This window comes from Sphingobacteriaceae bacterium, from assembly GCA_016715905.1.
Classification (GTDB): Bacteria; Bacteroidota; Bacteroidia; order B-17B0; family Aurantibacillaceae; genus Aurantibacillus.
The window spans coordinates 94,824-114,396 of the sequence record JADJXI010000007.1; the positions used below are offsets into that span (position 1 = coordinate 94,824).

The window sequence follows — 19,573 nt, forward strand, 5'->3', positions numbered from 1 at the left end:
CTTTAATTTAAACACTTGTAATTATGAAAACAGAAAAAATATTAATAGCCAACCTAAAGTGCGGTGGATGCGAAGCCACCATTAAGAATAAACTTGGCGAACTTAAAGGTGTAGAAAGCGTTAGCGTAAATCACGAGGAAGATGCCGTTACGATTACGCATTCTGAAGAATCAACTCGCGAAGATTTTACAAAAATGCTTCACAAATTAGGCTATCCGGAAGCTACGGAAGAAAATGGATTATTACTTCAACTTAAAAGTTATGCCAGCTGTATGATTGGCAGAATTAATAAATAAAGTTTACAATTTTTCCGGTTTGTATAGAAGTACATAAACAAACCATCAATATTCATTTTTCTTCATTCGTCAATTAATTCTTTTCCTTACATTTACTACGGTATTATTTTATTTAAATTCTGTTTACTTGACCTATGAAAAATGCTGTAGATTTATTTATAAGCGAGCAAAAAAATTGGAAAAAAGAATTTGAAATTCTACGCGAAATTATTTTGAGTTGTGGTTTAGAAGAAGAGCTAAAATGGAAACAACCTTGTTATACCTATGGCGGAAAAAACATGGTCATTTTAGGAGGATTTAAAAATTACTGCATGCTTGCCTTTTTTAAAGGAGCACTAATTAAAGATGAAGAAGGCATTTTGGAACAGCAAACCGATAACGTGCAGGCTACCAGAGTTATTAAATTCACCAAGCCCAAAGAAATTATTAAAATAAAAGATACTATTAAATCTTTTATATTTCAAGCCATCGAAATTGAAAAATCAGGAGCTAAAATCAGTTATAAAAAAACGGAAGATTTTAAAATACCGATTGAGTTAAGTAAAAAACTAAAAGCATCCGCGAAATTTAAAAAAGCATTTGAATCACTTACACCGGGCCGACAAAAGGCCTATATTTTATTTTTCTCCTCAGCAAAACAAACCAAAACCATTGAAAGCAGAATTGAAAAATATACCGAACGCATTTTAAAGGGTAAAGGTCTTTTAGATTGCGTTTGTGGTTTATCCAAAAAATATCCTGCTTGCGATGGATCGCATCAACAGCTTAAAAATAAATTTTCTACTTCCTCACGTTAACCCGTATTCCTTCGCTGTGGCTGGTAAATTCAGGTGCATACATACATTGAATTTGTGTGATTCCATTACTGAAATTACCCAGTTGATTTACGACCAAAGGATACTCAAAAACAAAAGTACCCTTATACAACTTCGAGAAGAAGAAATGAGTGGCAGCATCACGAGTACTTTCATAATAACCTAATCCATCCTGCCAGCGATATCCGCTAAATACATTTGTGGGTTCAAAACCGGAAGCTCTCATATCTTTCATGTGCACATAATCCATATCTCTATCCACGCGCAATTCAATTCTCACTTTAATTTTATCACCTAAGTTTAACTTGGTATCCGATGTTATTGGCGTAATAACCGGACCACTTGCTGTGTTTTTTTGCAGGAATAATTGTTTTTTCAGTTTTAATGGTGTTTCATGCGGTGTTATTTTATCCAACTGTTCAAAATACTGCCAGTAAACTGCTCCCCAACTCACCCCTTCATCTTTTTTCTGAACTTTTATTTTACCCATTTCAGGTTTAATATCTCCCTCACTCCATATTTTTTTGAAATAGCCTGTTCCGGGTTCCACTTTAATTTCCGGATCATTTTTAGGATCTAACTTTATATTGCCCACCGTAATTTCTACATTCGGCTCTGTACTTAACCAATCTGTTCCTTTTAATAACAAAGCGTAAACGGCCTCGGTTGTTGAACGTGTAGTACCCCAATGTTGAGTTTGTTTACTTTTAATCAACCAAGTTTTTAAATCATCTACTGATTTTTGATCATTAATTACTTCATCAAAAGCTTCAATCATCATAGCTTGTTGTTCTATAGGTGCTTGATACCAGTAGTATCCATAATTCTCTTTCCAGTACATGCCCATTTCTTCACTGTTTAAGGAATTTTCTTTCAATGATTTTAAAATATCTTTTGGTGTTTTTAGATCGGCGTTACGGTGTAAACTCAAAGCAATCATGCCTTGCGCGTATCTGCCCATATCATTCCAGTAGGTTTGCTCCTGTTTTTTGTAATAATCAAATTGCTCCTGATTCCATTTATTCAATTTAATATCTTTAAAGAAACTACGCATGTATTGGTATTGAACAGCGTTATAACTCAAATGATTTTTGGTTAAATAATTTTTATCGTATTTTTTCACCCATTCCAACTCTTCACGCATACGATCATCACAATAACGAACCGCTTTAGTAATCATGCTCCAAACCGCCTGATCTTCTCTTACTTTTAATACGCCTAATTTATCTAAATGACCAAATCCACTCGCAATGTGTTGCGTGATATACCAATCATCCGGTCCGCCCTCAAACCACCAAAATCCGCCATTAGAAGTTTGTGCTTTTTGAAGTTTTCGGAAAGCTCTGGCCAATTCATTCGACATGCGATTTAAATCAAATAATAATCCCACTCTTTTTTTATTCTCCGATTCATTTTTAGCTTGTAACACCCAAGGTGTTTCTTCTAATACCACCGCTTTCAATTCTTGATTCTTCTCCAGGTTAGAAAGAAAAGCTTCCTGACTATTCATTTTCCAGGCTTCAAAAACCGCTTTAATTTTGGGTTTAGAATTTACCACATAAGTTGCTAAACTATTGGCATAATATCTTGCAAAAGTTTGTTCGGCACATTCATACGGATACTCCATAATATACGGCATGGCTTGAATCGCATACCAGGCCGGATTAGCTGTAAACTCCAGCGTATACTTGTGATTTTTTAAGGTTGTAGAATTATTATTTTGACTGATGAATTTTTCAAAATTAAATTCTTTGGATTGTTTGCTGCGTATAGGTAAAGGCATGCTTTCGGTAACAAGCATACGGTTAGTAAGTACCGGAATAACCATTTCTTCTCCATCTGAAAAATTTCCTCCTTTAGCAACGATACGATATTTAATAGCCGAGAGTCCGAATGGAATTTCTATATTCCACTCCAAATTAGTACTTAAACCTTTTTTAGCAGAAAAATTTCGGGAACCAATAGTAGGAAACGGACCGGAAACTGCTTCAATCATTTTTGTTGAAATTTCTTTTTCCGTTAAAGCATCAAACAATTGAAGTTCGGCGCTTCCTTCCATATCTTTGTCAGACAAGTTGGAAATTTTACTCATGAAGGTCATTTTATCCCCCTCTCTGAAAAAGCGAGGCGCATTGGGTTGAACCATTAATTCTTTTTGGGTAATCACTTCTTTTTGAAACTGGCCAAACTTTAAATCTTTAGTATGCGCTAAGCCAATTACCTTCCATTTAGTTAAACTTTCAGGCACTTTAAATTTAATAACCGTTTCACCTAGCTCATTGGTTTCTAATACCGGGTAAAAGAATGCCGTTTCATTAAAATTACTACGAGCCTTTATATTTGACATTTCTCCACCCGATTCTTTTCCTCCTTTTTCATTTTGTTCTTCCAACTTATCGCCCTCTTTCAAAGCTGCACCAGCAACGGTTTGCGCCATATTTTTATTGTCGGCTATTTCTTCTTCCGGCGCAAAATTGGCATCGGCTTTTGATTTTTTTGAATACTCCTTCGATTTACGAGGAGAGTCTTCACTTTTAGACACTACTTCATCTGCCGCTAATTCTCCGCTGGAAGGTGAATAATAGCCATCATCGTAATCGTAATCATAACCACCTCTACCGTATCGGTTGCTGTAAAAATATAAGCCATAATAATTGAGCGCATCGTAACTTCTATACGGATAACTTACATGGGAATTATGAATATTATTAAATTCTTGCGAGTTTACCACAGAAGCAATTCCACTTCCCCAATGTAACCGTCCATAAAAAGTTTTATAAATATCAAACGACCAGTAATTGGAACGGAAAGCATCTAAAGACGCATCATACATGCAAGCCATTAATTCGGCAATAGCTTTATCTCCTTTTTTATCTTTTATATTAATCTTCCACTCTTCTTCCTGGCCCGGTAATAATTTATTTCGGAAGGTTGAAAATTCTATATCCAGCATTTTGTTAGTATACGGCACTGTAATTACGTTCGTATGCGAATAAAAACGATTTTGTTTAACGAAGGAAATATGATAGGCTACGTTACCACGATATGATTCATCAATTTCAATCTCCTGCGTTTTCATGGAAGCACTTTGTATTTTACTAAACAATACATTATCTTTTGATTCCAACTCAAATAAATAATTTAAACCGGGATAAGAAGAAGCTTGAATATAATTCACTTTTTCACCGGGCTCTGCACTATGCGTTTTGGAATAGAACCAATCCGGACTAACAACAGGTAAATCTGAACTACCGGGAACAAATAGCGTAAAATATGCAAAAGCCGTAACTTTTTCACCAAACTTATCGTTACATTCCGACTCAATAATGTAAACTCCGTTCTTTTGATTTTTTAATTCTTTACTAAATTCATATTTAGTTGATTTTTCGGTATCAAATTCTTTTTCGAGAATTTTCTCTCCTTTTTCCCACTTGTATTTATTCAATTCATCAGCATATAAATCATTTGGAAAAGTAGTATAATATTCCGTTTTGCTTAAGCTGTGTCTATCGGGCTGCTGCCACAAGCGCGATCGGAATATTTTTTCGGGCTGATTGAGTTTATAGATACGGTACTTCCCTTTTGTGGGTTCATGAATTCCGTTTAAATTATTTGTAGTAATAGTTAAAGGTTTTATTTCATTTTTATCCATCAATTCTTCAATTCCAATACTAAGTGCTAAACTTTGATAACCCACTTGAACAGAACCCGCAGTACTGTGGGTTTCACCATTAATATCTACAACATCTGCCAACACTTCATACCTATAAGTAGCCTGACTTATTTTGGAAACGGATTCATCCGGCAAAGCTTTAAAGCGTATTACATATCCTCCTGTATCATTAGTAATAGTTGTACCATTACAAATTTCGGTATTTGCCGTGCGATAGTACGATCTATACCACCAGTACCAATAGGGATAATTTACTTTTCGGATTACCCGATAATTTACTTTTGCACCGTCAATTACATTTCCGGCGTAAGCTTTTGCGATACCACCTACAACAATCGAATCATTAATTCGATAGGAGCCAACAACCGGATTTATTTTTGTTTCAAATTTTGGCCGCTTATAATCCTCAACCGAAAAATAAACGGAACCATAACCATCGTGAACACTCATCTGCCCGTTAAGCACACCTTGCGGAGCAGTAAAAGATCCATTCACTGTACCGTATTCGTTAGTAGTTAAATCCAATGAGCTAACTTTCTGATGATTTACATCGTAAAACGTAACTGTAACCGGATAATTAGCCTTTATTTTATAATCTTCTTTAGTTTTTCCTTCCAGCACTATGGATTTAAAATAAACGGTTTGTCCGGGACGATAAATTGCTCTATCGGTAAAAATAAAAGAGCGAATGTGGGTATAATCATTTTGGTAGGTTTTGTAGGAGTAATAATTGTTGTTATTGAAATAACTATCTTTTCCATTAATCATTTCCACAAAAAAGTAACGATCCTCATCCTTTACACTTTTAACCTGAAAATATCCCTTATCATCCGTGTGTAAAAATTCTCCTTTTTTGATTTCGTAATCACGGGTTACATAACTGTATTTTTCATGCCAAAGCTGTACACCAATATTTTTTAAAGGCTCTCCGGTTTGACGGTGCATGGCATAAAATTCGTAAGATCCATCTTCACGCGTACGTTCAATAGTGGCAATATCCGAAACAATATAATTGCAATAAGCAGTTAAATTATTGTTGAATTTAAAATCCGGGTGAACAGAAGCCAGTACTACATAATATCCGTAAGGCAATTCGGGCAAAATAATTTCCTGATTGTGTTTTTGATAATCGTCATCATTTATTATTTCACGGGTAAATGTATTTACAACAGGCAAACTATTTAAGGCATTAAATAATTTTTCACCCCATTCTTTTCTGTTTATTCTTCTTAAATCCAGATGAGAGGTTTTGACTACTTTAAAATAAAGTTTATTTACATTTTGTGATTGCACCAAAGCCCTGGCCTTTTTCCCCGGCTCATTCACTTGTTCGGCAGTAAGATTTATGAATTTAGATTTTAAAGAAGTGATTAAATTTTTGCACTCTGCGGCACCGTAGGAATTAGGAAATAATGGAAAAGCCTTTTCACAAATTTCAATAGCCGTTTTTTTATGCCATTTATAAGCATTCCCTTCTAAGGGTTTGTACCCATTAGATTTTTCAACATACCATTGGGCTTCTTTATGATAAACTTCGGTAACACGTGAAGTGCTTGCAAAATCTTTTTCGAGTACTTTTAAAGTCTGTAAATACAAGGTATCTTTTTGCAAATTAGCCGAATGATTTTTTACATAATGTAAACGAAGTAGCTCTGCTTCCAACAAGGCATCTTTGTCTGCATCATTTAAATGAAAACGAATTAAATCCTGATACAACTGAAGGGCATAATATTTTATTTCTAAACTATCCGAAGGATTGCTAAGCTTGGTTTCTAAAAATTGACTGTATGGCCTTAAATACACATCATCATTTACCTGAAAGCGAACTGCGGGTCGGCTCACATCCGGTTCTGTTCCGGTAAAAAAACTCAAAGCCCTATGCGCTAAAAAATCGTACAAGGTAGGTCTCCATTTCCTGGTTTCCACTGTGCCTTTGTGTAAAATTTCGTCATAATAATCAATTTTAGTCCGTTGCAATGAATCCGTATTTTCTAATGATATTTTATAGTTTTTAATGGTAGCATCCACAATATTTTTTAAATCCCAGGTTGTGATATCATCATTTTTAAAATTTACAGCTGCTGATCTTTGATAAAAACGCCAACGGTTATTATTAAAATATTGCCAGTACGCATCTGCCAACACACTATGTAAAACAGGTTTTATAGGGTATTTAGCAGCATCGCATTCAATACGTAAATTGTTGATTGATTTTTCTAGAGAAAATTCTTCTTTTCTGGCCTCAAACTTCATTTTGTTTAGCACAGCTTTTATAAATTGAGGGGCATTGTTGCTTTCTTTCGCCTTGGTATAAATTACCTCAATCACTTTCAGGGCCGACTCAGTTAATCCCTTGCGCTCACAACTATCTACTCTTTTCCATAAAACTTCATAAGTACTTCCTTTGCCAAGTAGAATAAAATCATTCTTATGATTAATTTTTTTAATGAAACCAACGGCTATAATTGCTGAAAAGGCAAATAAAAGCACACCTGTAAAGAATTTTTTAATGTTCATATGAATCGTTTTTAATTGAGATGCTCACTTTCAATACATTCCATAATTTAACCTGAAATATATGTAACTGAATCTTAATTAGTTATTATAATAAAGAGCGTTCCTGTACATTAAATTTGAACAGAATAAATTAAACTTAGAAATAGTAATTTCATTTAAAATTAGATAAATTTATAGCAATCGTAATTAGATATGGATGGATTAATTGAAATACTGAAAATCATACTTCCTGCAGGCGCAGTATTTGCTGCAGCTTATCTTTTGGTGCAAAAATTTTTAAGCAACGATGAAAAAAGAAGGGAGCACGAACTTAAAAAAAGCGGGCAAAGTACGATTACCCCATTAAAAATTCAGGCTTATGAAAGGCTTGTGATTTTTCTGGAGCGTATTCACCCTAATTCAATAGTTGTACGTGTTAACAAACATGGAATGAATTCGCATCAGTTACATCAGGAATTGGTAAAAGCCATTAAAACTGAATACGAACATAATTTATCGCAACAAATTTACGTATCACATAATTGTTGGGAGTTAGTGAAAACCGCCAAGGAAGAAGTAATCAAATTAATTAATATTTCCTCCACTAAAGTAGCACACGATGCCGGCAGTAATGAATTAGCCATGATGATTTTAAATATCACCTCAGGCCTTGAAAAGAAAATGCCCAGTGAAATAGCATTAGAATATTTAAAGAAAGAAGTCAACCAGAACTTTTAGAACTTGAACATGAAACTATTTGAGGAATTTAAATCAAGTACTGCGCAAGATTGGGAAAATAAAATTTTAAAAGACCTGAAGTTAAGCAGCCTTAACGATTTGATTAAAAATCAAAACGGAATTAAAATACATCCCTTTTATACCGCAGAGCATTCAGCTTATTCTCCAATAAACACAAGAAGTGAACAGGGCTGGGAAACTTGTGAAACCATTATTGTTCGGGATGAGAAAGCCGCTAACAAACAAGCTTTAAATGCTCTTAGCGGAGGAGTTAGCGGACTAATTTTTGAAATTCATAAAAAAACGGATTTAAACACTTTATTAAAAAATATTGAACTTGAAAATATTTACACGCAGTTTAATATTTCAAACGATAGTTTATATGTGTTAGATGAATTGCAAAAAAAATATTTGTACAAAAATCAATTCAACAGCCGAACAACCTGTTACATCAATATTGACCCGCTGCGCTTGGCCCTTCAATTTGGTGAGTGGCACAAAAATGAGGAAGCTGATTTGAAAATAACCAAGCAATTAAAACACATTTCTGTCCAGGCATCTATTTACAAAGAAGGTGGTGCAAATCGAATTACGGAGCTGGCACTTGCCTTGGCTCACCTGAATGAATACCTGAATAATATTGACGATAAAATATTAAAGAATTATCAAAAAATTCATGTGCAATTTTCAATTGACGGTGATTTTTTTGGTGAGATTGCCAAGCTCAGAGCTTTTCGTTTGTTGGTTTCATTTTTGCTGGAGCAATATAAAATTGAAATTCCATTACACATGCACGCACAAACGGCACGGATCAATAAAAGTACAATGGATGCCAATACAAACTTACTACGAACAACCACGGAAGCCATGAGTGCCATACTAGGAGGAAGTGACAGTATATCGGTTCATCCCTACTTTACAAATACTGAACTAACTGAAGAGTTTTCGAATCGCATTGCTCGAAATCAATTATTAATTCTGAAAGAAGAAAGTTACCTGGGTGTAGTTTCCGATGCGGCATCAGGTTCATATTACTTAGATGCTTATACCAAGCAAATGGCAGAAGCTGCCTGGAAATTATTTCAACAAATTGAAAAGGAAGGCGGATTTTTAAAGGGAATAAAAAATAATACCGTTCAGGATTTGATTGAAAACGACGCCAATCAGCAATTAATTGAAGTAAACGAAGGGAAAAAAACATTGATTGGAGTAAACAAATATTTAAATAAAAATGAAGGCACTTTAAAAACAGAATTGAGTAAACCCGAAAATACAGAAGGAATAATTAAACGAGTTTTACCGATAAGATTAGCCAAAAGTATTGAAAACGGTAAAAACGCCACTCCGGTTAAGTAAAAGGTACTATAGCAAATGAGAAAAGATTTTAGTAAAATTTCATTTAAGGCCGTTCAACAAGCTTCAGAAAATAAATCTGAAAAATTTATGACTGCCGAACAAATTGAAATTAAAAACAATTTCGCCGAAAGTGATATTAAAAATATTGAACACAAAAATTTTATTGCAGGTGTTACGCCGTTTTTAAGAGGCCCTTACTCGAGTATGTATGTTCAGAATCCTTGGACCATCCGACAATACGCCGGATTTAGCACTGCAGAAGAGAGCAATGCTTTTTACCGAAAAAATTTAGCCGGTGGACAAAAGGGATTATCCGTAGCATTTGATTTAGCCACACACCGCGGTTACGACAGTGATCATGAACGAGTAGTTGGTGATGTAGGAAAAGCCGGAGTAGCTATTGACAGCATATTGGATATGAAAATTTTATTTGATCAGATTCCTTTAGATCAGATGAGTGTATCTATGACAATGAATGGCGCTGTGTTACCTGTTTTGGCTTTTTATATTGTTGCTGCCGAAGAACAGGGTGTTAGCATGGATAAGCTAAGTGGCACCATTCAAAATGATATTTTGAAAGAATTCATGGTGCGCAATACCTACATTTATCCGCCCAAACAATCCATGAAAATAATTGCGGATATTTTTGAATTCACTTCTAAAAATATGCCCAAATTTAATTCCATATCCATTAGCGGTTATCACATGCAGGAAGCCGGCGCTACTGCTGATATTGAGTTAGCTTATACTTTAGCAGATGGATTAGAATATATAAAAACGGGAATAAAGGCCGGATTAGATATTGATGCCTTTGCCCCTCGCCTTTCTTTTTTCTGGGCCATTGGCATGAATCATTTTATGGAAATAGCCAAATTAAGAGCAGGAAGAATGTTGTGGGCTAAAATCGTAAAACAGTTTAATCCTAAGCTCGAAAAATCGATGGCCTTGCGAACCCATTGCCAAACCAGCGGTTGGAGTTTAACAGAACAAGACCCATTTAATAACGTAGCTAGAACCTGTATTGAAGCCTTAGCAGCAGTCATGGGCCATACGCAAAGTTTACATACTAATGCGCTAGACGAAGCTATTGCTTTACCTACTGATTTCAGCGCTCGAATTGCCCGGAATACTCAATTGTATTTACAAGAAGAAACAGGAATTTGTAATGTTGTTGATCCCTGGGGAGGTTCTTATTATGTGGAATATTTAACACACGAATTAGCACATAAAGCCTGGGCATTAATTGAAGAAGTAGAAAAACTAGGAGGAATGGCAGCGGCTATTGAAACGGGCATACCTAAACTCCGTATTGAAGAAGCGGCGGCTCGAAAACAAGCACGCATTGATAGTGGTAAAGATATTATTGTTGGTGTAAATGCTTTTCAAACAGATGAAAAAACAAAAATCGACATATTAGATGTAGATAATGATAAGGTTAGAAAAAATCAAATTGACCGATTAGAAAAATTAAAGCGCGAAAGAAATAATGACAAAGTGTGTCAGACTTTAGATGCCTTAACTGAAGCAGCAAAATCCGGAAATGGAAATTTATTGGAATTAGCCATACATGCCGCCAGAGAAAGAGCAACTTTGGGCGAAATTTCATTTGCATTAGAAAAAATTTATGGGCGATATAAAGCCAATATTAAATCTTTGTCGGGAGTTTATAGTAAAGAAATAAAAATGGATAAAGTGTTTTTAAAAGCCCGGGAACTGGCAGATCGTTTTGCGGAGAATGAAGGCAGAAGGCCACGAATTATGATTGCCAAAATGGGACAGGATGGACATGATCGCGGCGCTAAAATTATAGCAACCGGTTTTGCCGATATGGGTTTTGATGTAGATATTGGTCCTTTGTTCCAAACTCCGGCTGAGGCCGCCAAACAAGCCATGGAAAATGACGTACATATTTTAGGTGTAAGTTCATTGGCTGCTGGACATAAAACACTGGTACCACAAGTAATTGAAGAATTAAAAAAATTAAAAAGGGAAGATATTATGGTGGTTGCCGGCGGAGTGATTCCTGAACAGGATTATGATTTTCTCTTTAACAAAGGAGTAAGTTTTATATTTGGGCCGGGAACTGTATTAGCAAAAAGTGCAATTCAGATTTTAGAACAACTCATAAAAAATCAAAAATAAGCAACAACTTGTTCAGCAAAAAGCTTTCACAAATATTTATCCTTTTCATCACTTTATTAAGTGTATCTTTTTCAGCTCAAAATCTGGATGACAGTCTTGCCAATATTTTAGAAAATGAAAACAATGATTCATTAAAAATATTTCGTTTAACGCAGTTAGCCAGAAATAACCGACAGTCTACCGCATTTGCTTTGGATGTTGCTGCAAAAACATTATTAATAGTTGAGAAAATAAATAATCCTAAACTGGAGGCCATTGGGTACCGAAGAATTGGAATAATTTATAGTGATATAGGTAATTACGATAAAGCGATAGAATATACTTACAGCAGTATAAAAATAATGTCGAAGTTAAATGATAAGCATGGCTTGGCATCCGCCTATAATAATATTGCAAATTATTACAATCGAAAAGGCAATTTAACAGGGGATACAATCTCTATCAAAAGAGCCATTGATTACCATTTCAAAAATATTAACCTAAGAAAAGAAATTAATGACACTACTTGGCTTTACATTTCGTATAACAATGCTTCAGGACCATTTATTAATTTAAAAAAATACGATGAAGCTATAGAAATACTCAATTTATCATATGCTTACATGGTTAATCGAAAGGAAATGGAAGGCTCGCTCAGGATGGTGATGGATAATTTGGCGGATGCGTATATGGGTAAAGCTGAAATGATGAGTAAACCCGAATATTTAAGAAAAGCGCAATCGTATTTAACCGACATTATAACAAGATATAAAATAGAAAACAACACAACTAATCTTAATTATGGTGTTGCATTAGAAAAAATCGGAGTTATTTATTTTAAAACAGGGCAATACGAGAGAAGTTTAGAAAGCTTATTGTCCGCTTATGAAATTGGCAAATCTTTCAATGAACATGAATTATTAAGTTCCAGCGCATTACACTTAGCCAAATTATTTGAATTGAAAAACGATTATAAAAAATCAAATGAATATTTCAGATTACACGTAGCTTATAAAGACACCGCTTTAAATAATATCAATAAAAGTAACCTTGAACAAATGCAAATGATTTATCAAAGTAATCAAAAAGATAATCAAATTGAAAAATTAAAAACAGATCAGGTTCTACAAAAAGCGCAATTATCTAAACAGCGAACATTTACTTTAGCAACAGTGGGCGGACTTGCTTTATTATTGGTAATTGGATTTGTTTTGGCTAAAAGTTATTATTCAAAAAGAAAAGCGAATTTAAAATTAACATTGGCCTACAATAACATTGAATCGAAAAATAAATTAATTACAGAAAGTATTCATTACGCCAAACGTTTACAAAGTGCTATCCTACCCCCACTTGGTTTGTTAGAAGATAACTTCAAGAATTTCTTTTTATTTTATGCTCCAAAAGACATCGTTAGCGGTGATTTTTATTGGTTTACCAAACATAGAAATAAAAAATATTTTGCGGTTGCTGATTGTACCGGCCATGGCGTACCCGGCGCATTGATGAGTATGATTGGAAACACGATCTTACATGAAATAATAGATCAGAAGAATATTGAAGAACCGGGTAAAATTCTGCATCAACTCAATAAAAAAATTACGAGTGCCTTACGTCAGCAAAATGCGGATATTTTTTCTCAGGATGACGGAATGGATATTAGCCTAATTTGTATAGAAGAACATAATAAAATAACCTACGCCAGTGCAAACCACAGCATATTTCTTAAAACTGAAAATCGAGTACAGGAACTTAAAGGGGACATTTATTCCATAGGCGGAAGTTTAGGTAATAGCGAAAAAGAATACAATACCTATGAATTAAATGCTTCACCCGGCGATGTAATCATTCTGAGCAGTGATGGTTACGCAGATCAGTTTGGTGGAGAAAAGAATAGTAAATTTTTGGTTTCAAGACTAGAAGAAAAAATCAAAATAATAAATTTTATCAAGCCTGGAAGTGAAAAAGAATTTGAGAAAATTTTTAATGACTGGAAAGGAATTCATCCGCAAACGGATGATATTCTTATTACGGGATTCACCGTTTAATTCTCAATAAATTCAAAAGGACGAGCACATAATTTTGAAAAGCGCTCCCCTGAATTCAGCATATCTCTATCCCCTTTATCATAGTGCCACTGAATTTGCACATCAAACTTGGCGCCTAAATCGTGAATTAAGGATATAATTTTAAATAGCTGTTTAGCAGAAGCCGTATTAAAATACTCTAAATTGATAATTAAAGTAGTTTTGTTTGCCGGAGATAACAAATATTCCGATACCCAATCAATAATCGGTTTGTAATACGAAAAAGCATCTTCCGGAAGTGAACGTCCGGAAATTTTAAGCAAACCACTATCCTTTTCAAAATGAATAGTTGGTTTATCATTTGTTCCATCTACACGTAATTGGTTCTCCATAACGCAAATTTATAAGTTTTACTTATATATCAAAATTTCAATTCTACAAAATGAGTATCCCTTATTCAATTTGAACGGCCCCACCTTTTCCTAAAATCCGCAAAACAATTTCTTTTCCAGCCAGATTGGGGTCTTTAAACACAATTCTTCCATCTTGTACCACCTCATTTCCAAATTCATCCAACACCGAAATTCCGGCTGTATAAAAACCACCTTTTTTCTCAAAATTCACCCTCGCTTTATATGCCGCTATATTATTAGTCCAATTAACATTAGCCTTTTTCAGCTCCTTTTTTACTTTTTCTGTCATCTCGTCTTCCAATCCACTATATTCTAAATAAATCTCCGCTTGCATTTCTGAAAAAGCTAATAATTGGGGATAGTACTGTTGTATTTTTGAAATACTGTTTGCTTTCAAATTTTCATCATCCGTGGCATTGGCTATTATTTCATAGATTCGCGCCAATAATAATTTCTCATTTTCGACATCAATAAAACTCGTTTCACCATCCTCCTTTATATTAGAAGGCAAACATTCCCTTAATATCTCCTGGGCAATTTGAACTGCATCCTCTTCTTCTCCATCTTCCAACTTAAACTTTGCTTCAAAATATCTGAAATAAGGATTAATTCTTTTTCGAATATCATATTTTGCATAGGAAGCGTACATTTTACGGAAGTAAGGCAAACTAAAATCCTTCAATAAATACATCGATTCATCATAGGTAACGGTGGTTTCGGCACAAAACAAGTCATAAACAACTCTTGTCCTTTCCGGATTATTTGCCAAGGCATTCACTACATTGTATTCCAACATTAACTTTTCAATTTTCACCAAGATAATATTGTACCAGTCGGACACGTTATACCACCAGCCTGTATTCAGAAATTGGATTAAATTTATTTTTCTATCGAGTAATTGTATTCTCAATAAATTGATGGTGAATTCATATTGTGATTGTGTTAGCGTGGTATTGATATGCAGCTCTTTAAAGTTGGCTGCTTTGTTCAAGTAAAATTCGCAACTATCCAATTGTCCGTCGTACAAATAGCCTCGGGCTAAACCAATGGTGTACCAACCAAAGCCCGGCGTTGAAGGACTCTGAGCTATTTTTTGAGCTGAAATACGAATGGCTTCTTTTGTTTTGGCGCCATAAATAAGCATCAAGGGCAAATAGTAATCTGCTTCTTCCAAGGCAAATCTACTTCTGTATTGTGGTTTTTTATAATAAGTTATAGCATCTGCAAAATGCCCTACTTCATGCATCATATTACCATAATTACTCCAAGATATCCGACCACCTTGTGCTAATAAATTATAATAGTATTCAGCGCTGTCATATCTCCTATTATAATTATGTAATAGCGCCAAATAATGATATACCGTTAAATAATCTTCTTCGCTTTGATAATTTCCATACCAATAATCATTCAATGTTTTATTTCTAGAAATTTCTTCAATTTGTTTGTAGCAATAATGAAAAGCCATTTTTTCATTTTCCTCCACTGAATTTTTCAAAAATGGATGATTTTCTTTTTTAAAAAATCTATTTCGATGGAAAATCCAGGCTCTATCGCTTTGTACACTAAAAAAATCCTTCTGAAAATGATAAGCTTCAATTTTCTCAAGCAGGTGCATGGTGGAATCGGGCATTTCTATACTATTGTAGCACGACTTGAGTGTATTGGCTATCATGAAAAAATCATCAAAGCGGGAGGCGTTTTGCTGAAAAAAAGAATAAGATGAATACAGGTTTTTTAATTTGTAAGCAAAATCTTTTTCGAGCAGATAGAGGGCTTTTCGCAATGGTTTAATGGCCAACTGATATCCCAAATAATCACTACTCCGTTCAAATTTATACATCCCGTCATACATCCATCCCACGTAATAAGTACTATCTAATCGTAAAAATTCACGGCTTCGCGGCAATGCATCTTTTTCAATAGGGCTTACGCCTATTCTTTTGGCATCAATTTCATAACGGGCCGCAGTAAGATCCTGACTAAACAATTGAATGTTTAGTAAACTAAAAAGTGTATAAAATAAAATAATATTTAGCTTAAATTTCAAATCGTGGTTTTTGTTGTAATATTCAGTTTTCTTAATCTATCCATCTCTTTAGCTAAAATTTGTCCTAATGCTTTTGCTTTAGCCTCCTTATTTCGATAAATTAATCGATGATCCATTACAGTGTAGGTAATTTGCAAATCATCTTCGGTAACATAATCTCTACCATTAACAATAGCAAATGCTTTAAGGCATTTTAAAAATGTAATACCACTCCGGGTGGATGCGCCTAAAGTTATTTCAGGATGATTTCTGGTATCTCTTACGATATTACGTACTGCTTTTATCAACTCTTCATGCAAAAAAACATGATCTACTTGCTCCTGCAAATAAAGTATGTCATTCATGGTTAATACTTGATTTATTGTATTTAAATTATTTTGAATACCTAAATAATCTTTATATATCTCCAATTCGGTATTTTCATCCACATAGCCAAAGTAAATTTTAATAAAAAATCGGTCTAACTGTGCAGAAGGTAGTGGATACGTTCCTTCCATTTCAATTGGATTTTGTGTGGCAATGGTAAAGAATAATTTCTCCAATGGATATGTGGTTTCTCCTATGGTAATTTGATTTTCTGCCATACACTCTAACAAAGCGGATTGTACTTTAGGCGAAGCCCGGTTTATTTCATCGGCCAACAATAAATTACAGAATAAAGGTCCCTTTTTAAATACAAATTCTTTTTTTACGTCATCAAATATATGCGAACCGATTAAATCCATTGGAAGTAAATCAGGGGTAAATTGTATTCGTTTAAAATTGGCACCACTTCCATTTGTACCTGCTATACTTTTAGCTAAAGTTTTTGCCATAACCGTTTTTCCGGTCCCCGGATTATCTTCCATTAAAACATGGCCCTTTGCCAACAAGGCGGTAAGTACATATTGGATTTGCGCTCGCTTTCCTTTAATTACCGTTTCAATATTATTGGTTAAGGCGCTGATTTTTGCTATTACTTTTTCAAGTTCAACTTTATGATTTTCCATATTAATTTATTTTTGGCTTAGTAAAAAAACGAATGGTGTTATATACATTAAAAAATGGGAGAATGCGCTTTTGTAATTTAAAGTGCTTTCGAATATCCTTTAGTATCAAAGAATAAGTATTAGCCAAATCCTGTAATTCCTCTTCTGTACAATTGGCCGGACTATATTTATGTTTTTGATACAATTTGCTAAATTTCGTAAAATCACTTTCAAATTTAGAATCTATACGGCCGGCAAATTCTAAAGGCGTTTCTTTTTCCGGGTAATAATTAAACTGATTTAAATAAAACGTTAAGGCCCTGTACTTTTTGTACACGCTATTCTTCTTTTCTGATTTAGCCGAAGTATTTAAATACATCCAAATAAATACGGGTGATAAACCAAAGCATATGGCAAATACCAAAAGTAGTAAACCAGTGTATTTCAAAAATAACATCCAATTAAATGTCTTTTGCTCTTCCTCTTTCTTTTTTACCTCTTCTTTCTTTTGTTCCTTATGCATTAATTTAATTTCATCAATTGGCACAGGAGATGGAATTTTACGAACAATATCCATAAATTTATCATTGGCCGAAGTATAAATGGTTTTCAAAACTTCAGCATGCGAAACGGCCGTTATCCGATCTCCTTTTTTAACATCATGTATTTGCACTTGTCCGGTGTCACTTATAAAATTGGCCATTTTTACATCCAAATCCAGTTCAACAAAAGCCACATGTACAAATTCCGTATCATGATAAAGTAAAGTTGAAGTTTTTAAAAGGATATTTTTTTGAACGGTATCACAGCTTATCACTTCCCCATCTGCTACAAAATAAGTTTGAGGCATATCGGTTGGGGGTGTACCATCAGGTTGCGAGGCTTGCTGTGTATTTAAATCCGGAATAGTAGTATCAAAATCTATCCAACCATAATCCTGAAAAAAGACTTGAACCCAGGCATGAGCCTGATCTTGATAAAACCAATACCAACCCGGATTTTTGCTGCTTCTATCGGTAATAGAATAACCGGCCACCACGCGAGAAGGAATGCCCAAAGACCTTAACATAAATAAAGTTGCTCCGGCAAAATACGCGCAATACCCTTTTCGATTCTCAAATAAAAAATAAGTAAGTTTATTTGCGCTTGGAAGGCCCGGGATGCCGGGATTATCAGAATACTTATACAAAGGCTGATCAAATTGATCCTTACTTAAAAAATAATCTCTTATGGCAATAATTTTATCAATGGGTGTTGAAGCTTCGGCCGTTACACTATCCGCCAAACGAGTTATTTTTTTATACTCCGCATCTTTTGGCATGTAAGTGTAATAATTCATGAATTTTTTATCCGGACCTTTGATTTGTTTTATTTCACGCAAAGCTTCGAAGCGGGATTCCTGAAATCTTTCCAACTGATAATTTCCGGCAGGATTATAAATAAAATAAGCGCTATTTAATTCACTCACCCACATTTTAGCAGTATATGCACTTTTATATTGCTCGCGATACTCTTTAGGAACTGAAACAGGCTGACAATAAAATGCAGTAGAAGGTGCCACGAATTCCGAAGGAGACATGAATACTTTATAAATATCTGCGCTAACAATTTTTCTGTTTTTTATGGCCAATGAATTTTTGATGTATTGCTGTTCATTTAATCGGAAATACATAGGAATTTGAGAAGGATCGGGTTTAAACAAGTCGTTATAGGGTATGTCCTTATCAATTTCAAAAGTTTGCGTTGCTGTATCAAACTTGGTGTAATAATGTGAAGTGAAATAAAGTGGATTGGGCGTACGATTATCATAAAAATAATTATCGAGGCGGGCTACAAAAATTAGTTGTTTATCCTTATTCAAGGAACCGGCCAGTTTTGATTGATCTTTATTCTTTACACCACCATCTTTACCCTTTTCTGTCATGGATTCACCGCCGGAATTTCCATTTTTAGTTTGAGTACTGCTTCCACCCCATTCCTTTTCAATGGCCGTAAATTTAGGCCCAAACCAATTAAACACAGCCAAAAAGATGAAAAGTAATAAAATAGCAAAACCAAAAACTCGCTTAAATAAAAAAGGTGCAAATCGGGTTTCATCTTCATTCATGTTCCGAATTAATTCGGCAGTATATATAATATAAAAAGAATAAGCTAAAACCGGAATACCTGCATTCATTAATGCGGTAGCGGTGAGTACACTTGTTTTACTTAGTAATACGATTTGAATAATCAAAAAAAGTATACTTAATAATATAGTGAAATAACGTGATCTACTAAAGCCATAACCACAAAACCAACCCAAAGTAAAGAGCAAACTAAAAATTAAATATTCAATTGAATAATAAAAAGCATCAAATTCGCCAATGCTGATACTGCCTAAACCTTTGTAAATAACTGCATTTAATAAAAGGAGAAGAGCCGACGTAGTTAAAAATCTGAATTTAAAAGCATAAAATACCAAAGAAATCCATAAACCGAATAAAAAATAAAGTGATTGATTGAACCATTTATTTTCTAAAATAGCATAAAAGGAATTTAAATTGAATAAAAGCATGGCCATATATACAACGGTTGGCAAACCCAATAACAGGACTTGAACAAACATTTTTTTACGACTATGTAC

General features: G+C 34.3%; 11 protein-coding genes. 6 read left to right on the forward strand and 5 right to left on the reverse strand.

All coding sequences use genetic code 11. From position 1 onward, the window contains the following. Positions 1-23 precede the first annotated feature (23 nt). Complete coding sequence (locus tag IPM51_10750) at positions 24-296, forward strand: heavy-metal-associated domain-containing protein (GenBank protein ID MBK9284776.1); 273 nt, start codon at positions 24-26, stop codon at positions 294-296. 134 nt (positions 297-430) lie between these two features. Then, complete coding sequence (locus tag IPM51_10755) at positions 431-1,093, forward strand: DUF1801 domain-containing protein (protein MBK9284777.1); 663 nt, start codon at positions 431-433, stop codon at positions 1,091-1,093. Here the strand turns inward: IPM51_10755 and IPM51_10760 are convergent. Then, entirely contained in the window at positions 1,077-7,301 is a 6,225-nt protein-coding gene (locus tag IPM51_10760) for a hypothetical protein (GenBank protein ID MBK9284778.1), read from the reverse strand. The two genes, IPM51_10755 and IPM51_10760, sit on opposite strands and share 17 nt — an antisense overlap. 192 nt (positions 7,302-7,493) lie before the next feature. Here IPM51_10760 and IPM51_10765 point away from each other — a divergent pair, with 192 nt between their 5' ends. Genes IPM51_10765 through IPM51_10780 form a run of 4 tightly spaced genes read left to right on the forward strand, consistent with a single transcriptional unit; the run spans position 7,494 to position 13,540 of the window. Beyond that, positions 7,494-8,018, forward strand: coding sequence for a hypothetical protein (locus IPM51_10765; GenBank protein MBK9284779.1), 525 nt, complete (start codon positions 7,494-7,496; stop codon positions 8,016-8,018). 9 nt (positions 8,019-8,027) lie between these two features. Then, positions 8,028-9,374, forward strand: coding sequence for a hypothetical protein (locus tag IPM51_10770; protein MBK9284780.1), 1,347 nt, complete (start codon positions 8,028-8,030; stop codon positions 9,372-9,374). Positions 9,375-9,389: 15 nt separating this feature from the next. After that, entirely contained in the window at positions 9,390-11,516 is a 2,127-nt protein-coding gene (gene scpA / locus IPM51_10775) for a methylmalonyl-CoA mutase (protein ID MBK9284781.1), read from the forward strand. A gap of 8 nt (positions 11,517-11,524) precedes the next feature. Further along, positions 11,525-13,540 carry a SpoIIE family protein phosphatase gene (locus IPM51_10780; GenBank protein ID MBK9284782.1) on the forward strand — a complete coding sequence of 672 codons (2,016 nt, stop codon included), beginning with the start codon at positions 11,525-11,527 and terminating at the stop codon, positions 13,538-13,540. Here the strand turns inward: IPM51_10780 and IPM51_10785 are convergent. The 4 genes from IPM51_10785 to IPM51_10800 all read right to left on the reverse strand — a co-directional run bounded on the left by IPM51_10785 (position 13,537) and on the right by IPM51_10800 (position 19,555). Then, on the reverse strand, positions 13,537-13,911 hold the full coding sequence (locus IPM51_10785) for a DUF1987 domain-containing protein (GenBank protein MBK9284783.1): 375 nt from the start codon (positions 13,909-13,911) through the stop codon (positions 13,537-13,539). The two genes, IPM51_10780 and IPM51_10785, sit on opposite strands and share 4 nt — an antisense overlap. A 61-nt stretch (positions 13,912-13,972) precedes the next feature. Next, positions 13,973-15,982: a hypothetical protein gene (locus tag IPM51_10790; protein MBK9284784.1), complete on the reverse strand. Its 2,010-nt coding sequence runs from the start codon at positions 15,980-15,982 to the stop codon at positions 13,973-13,975. Continuing rightward, on the reverse strand, positions 15,979-16,971 hold the full coding sequence (locus IPM51_10795; protein ID MBK9284785.1) for a MoxR family ATPase: 993 nt from the start codon (positions 16,969-16,971) through the stop codon (positions 15,979-15,981). Before IPM51_10795 ends, IPM51_10790 begins: the two co-directional genes overlap by 4 nt. 1 nt (position 16,972) lies before the next feature. After that, on the reverse strand, positions 16,973-19,555 hold the full coding sequence (locus IPM51_10800) for a transglutaminase domain-containing protein (protein ID MBK9284786.1): 2,583 nt from the start codon (positions 19,553-19,555) through the stop codon (positions 16,973-16,975). Positions 19,556-19,573: the final 18 nt, after the last annotated feature.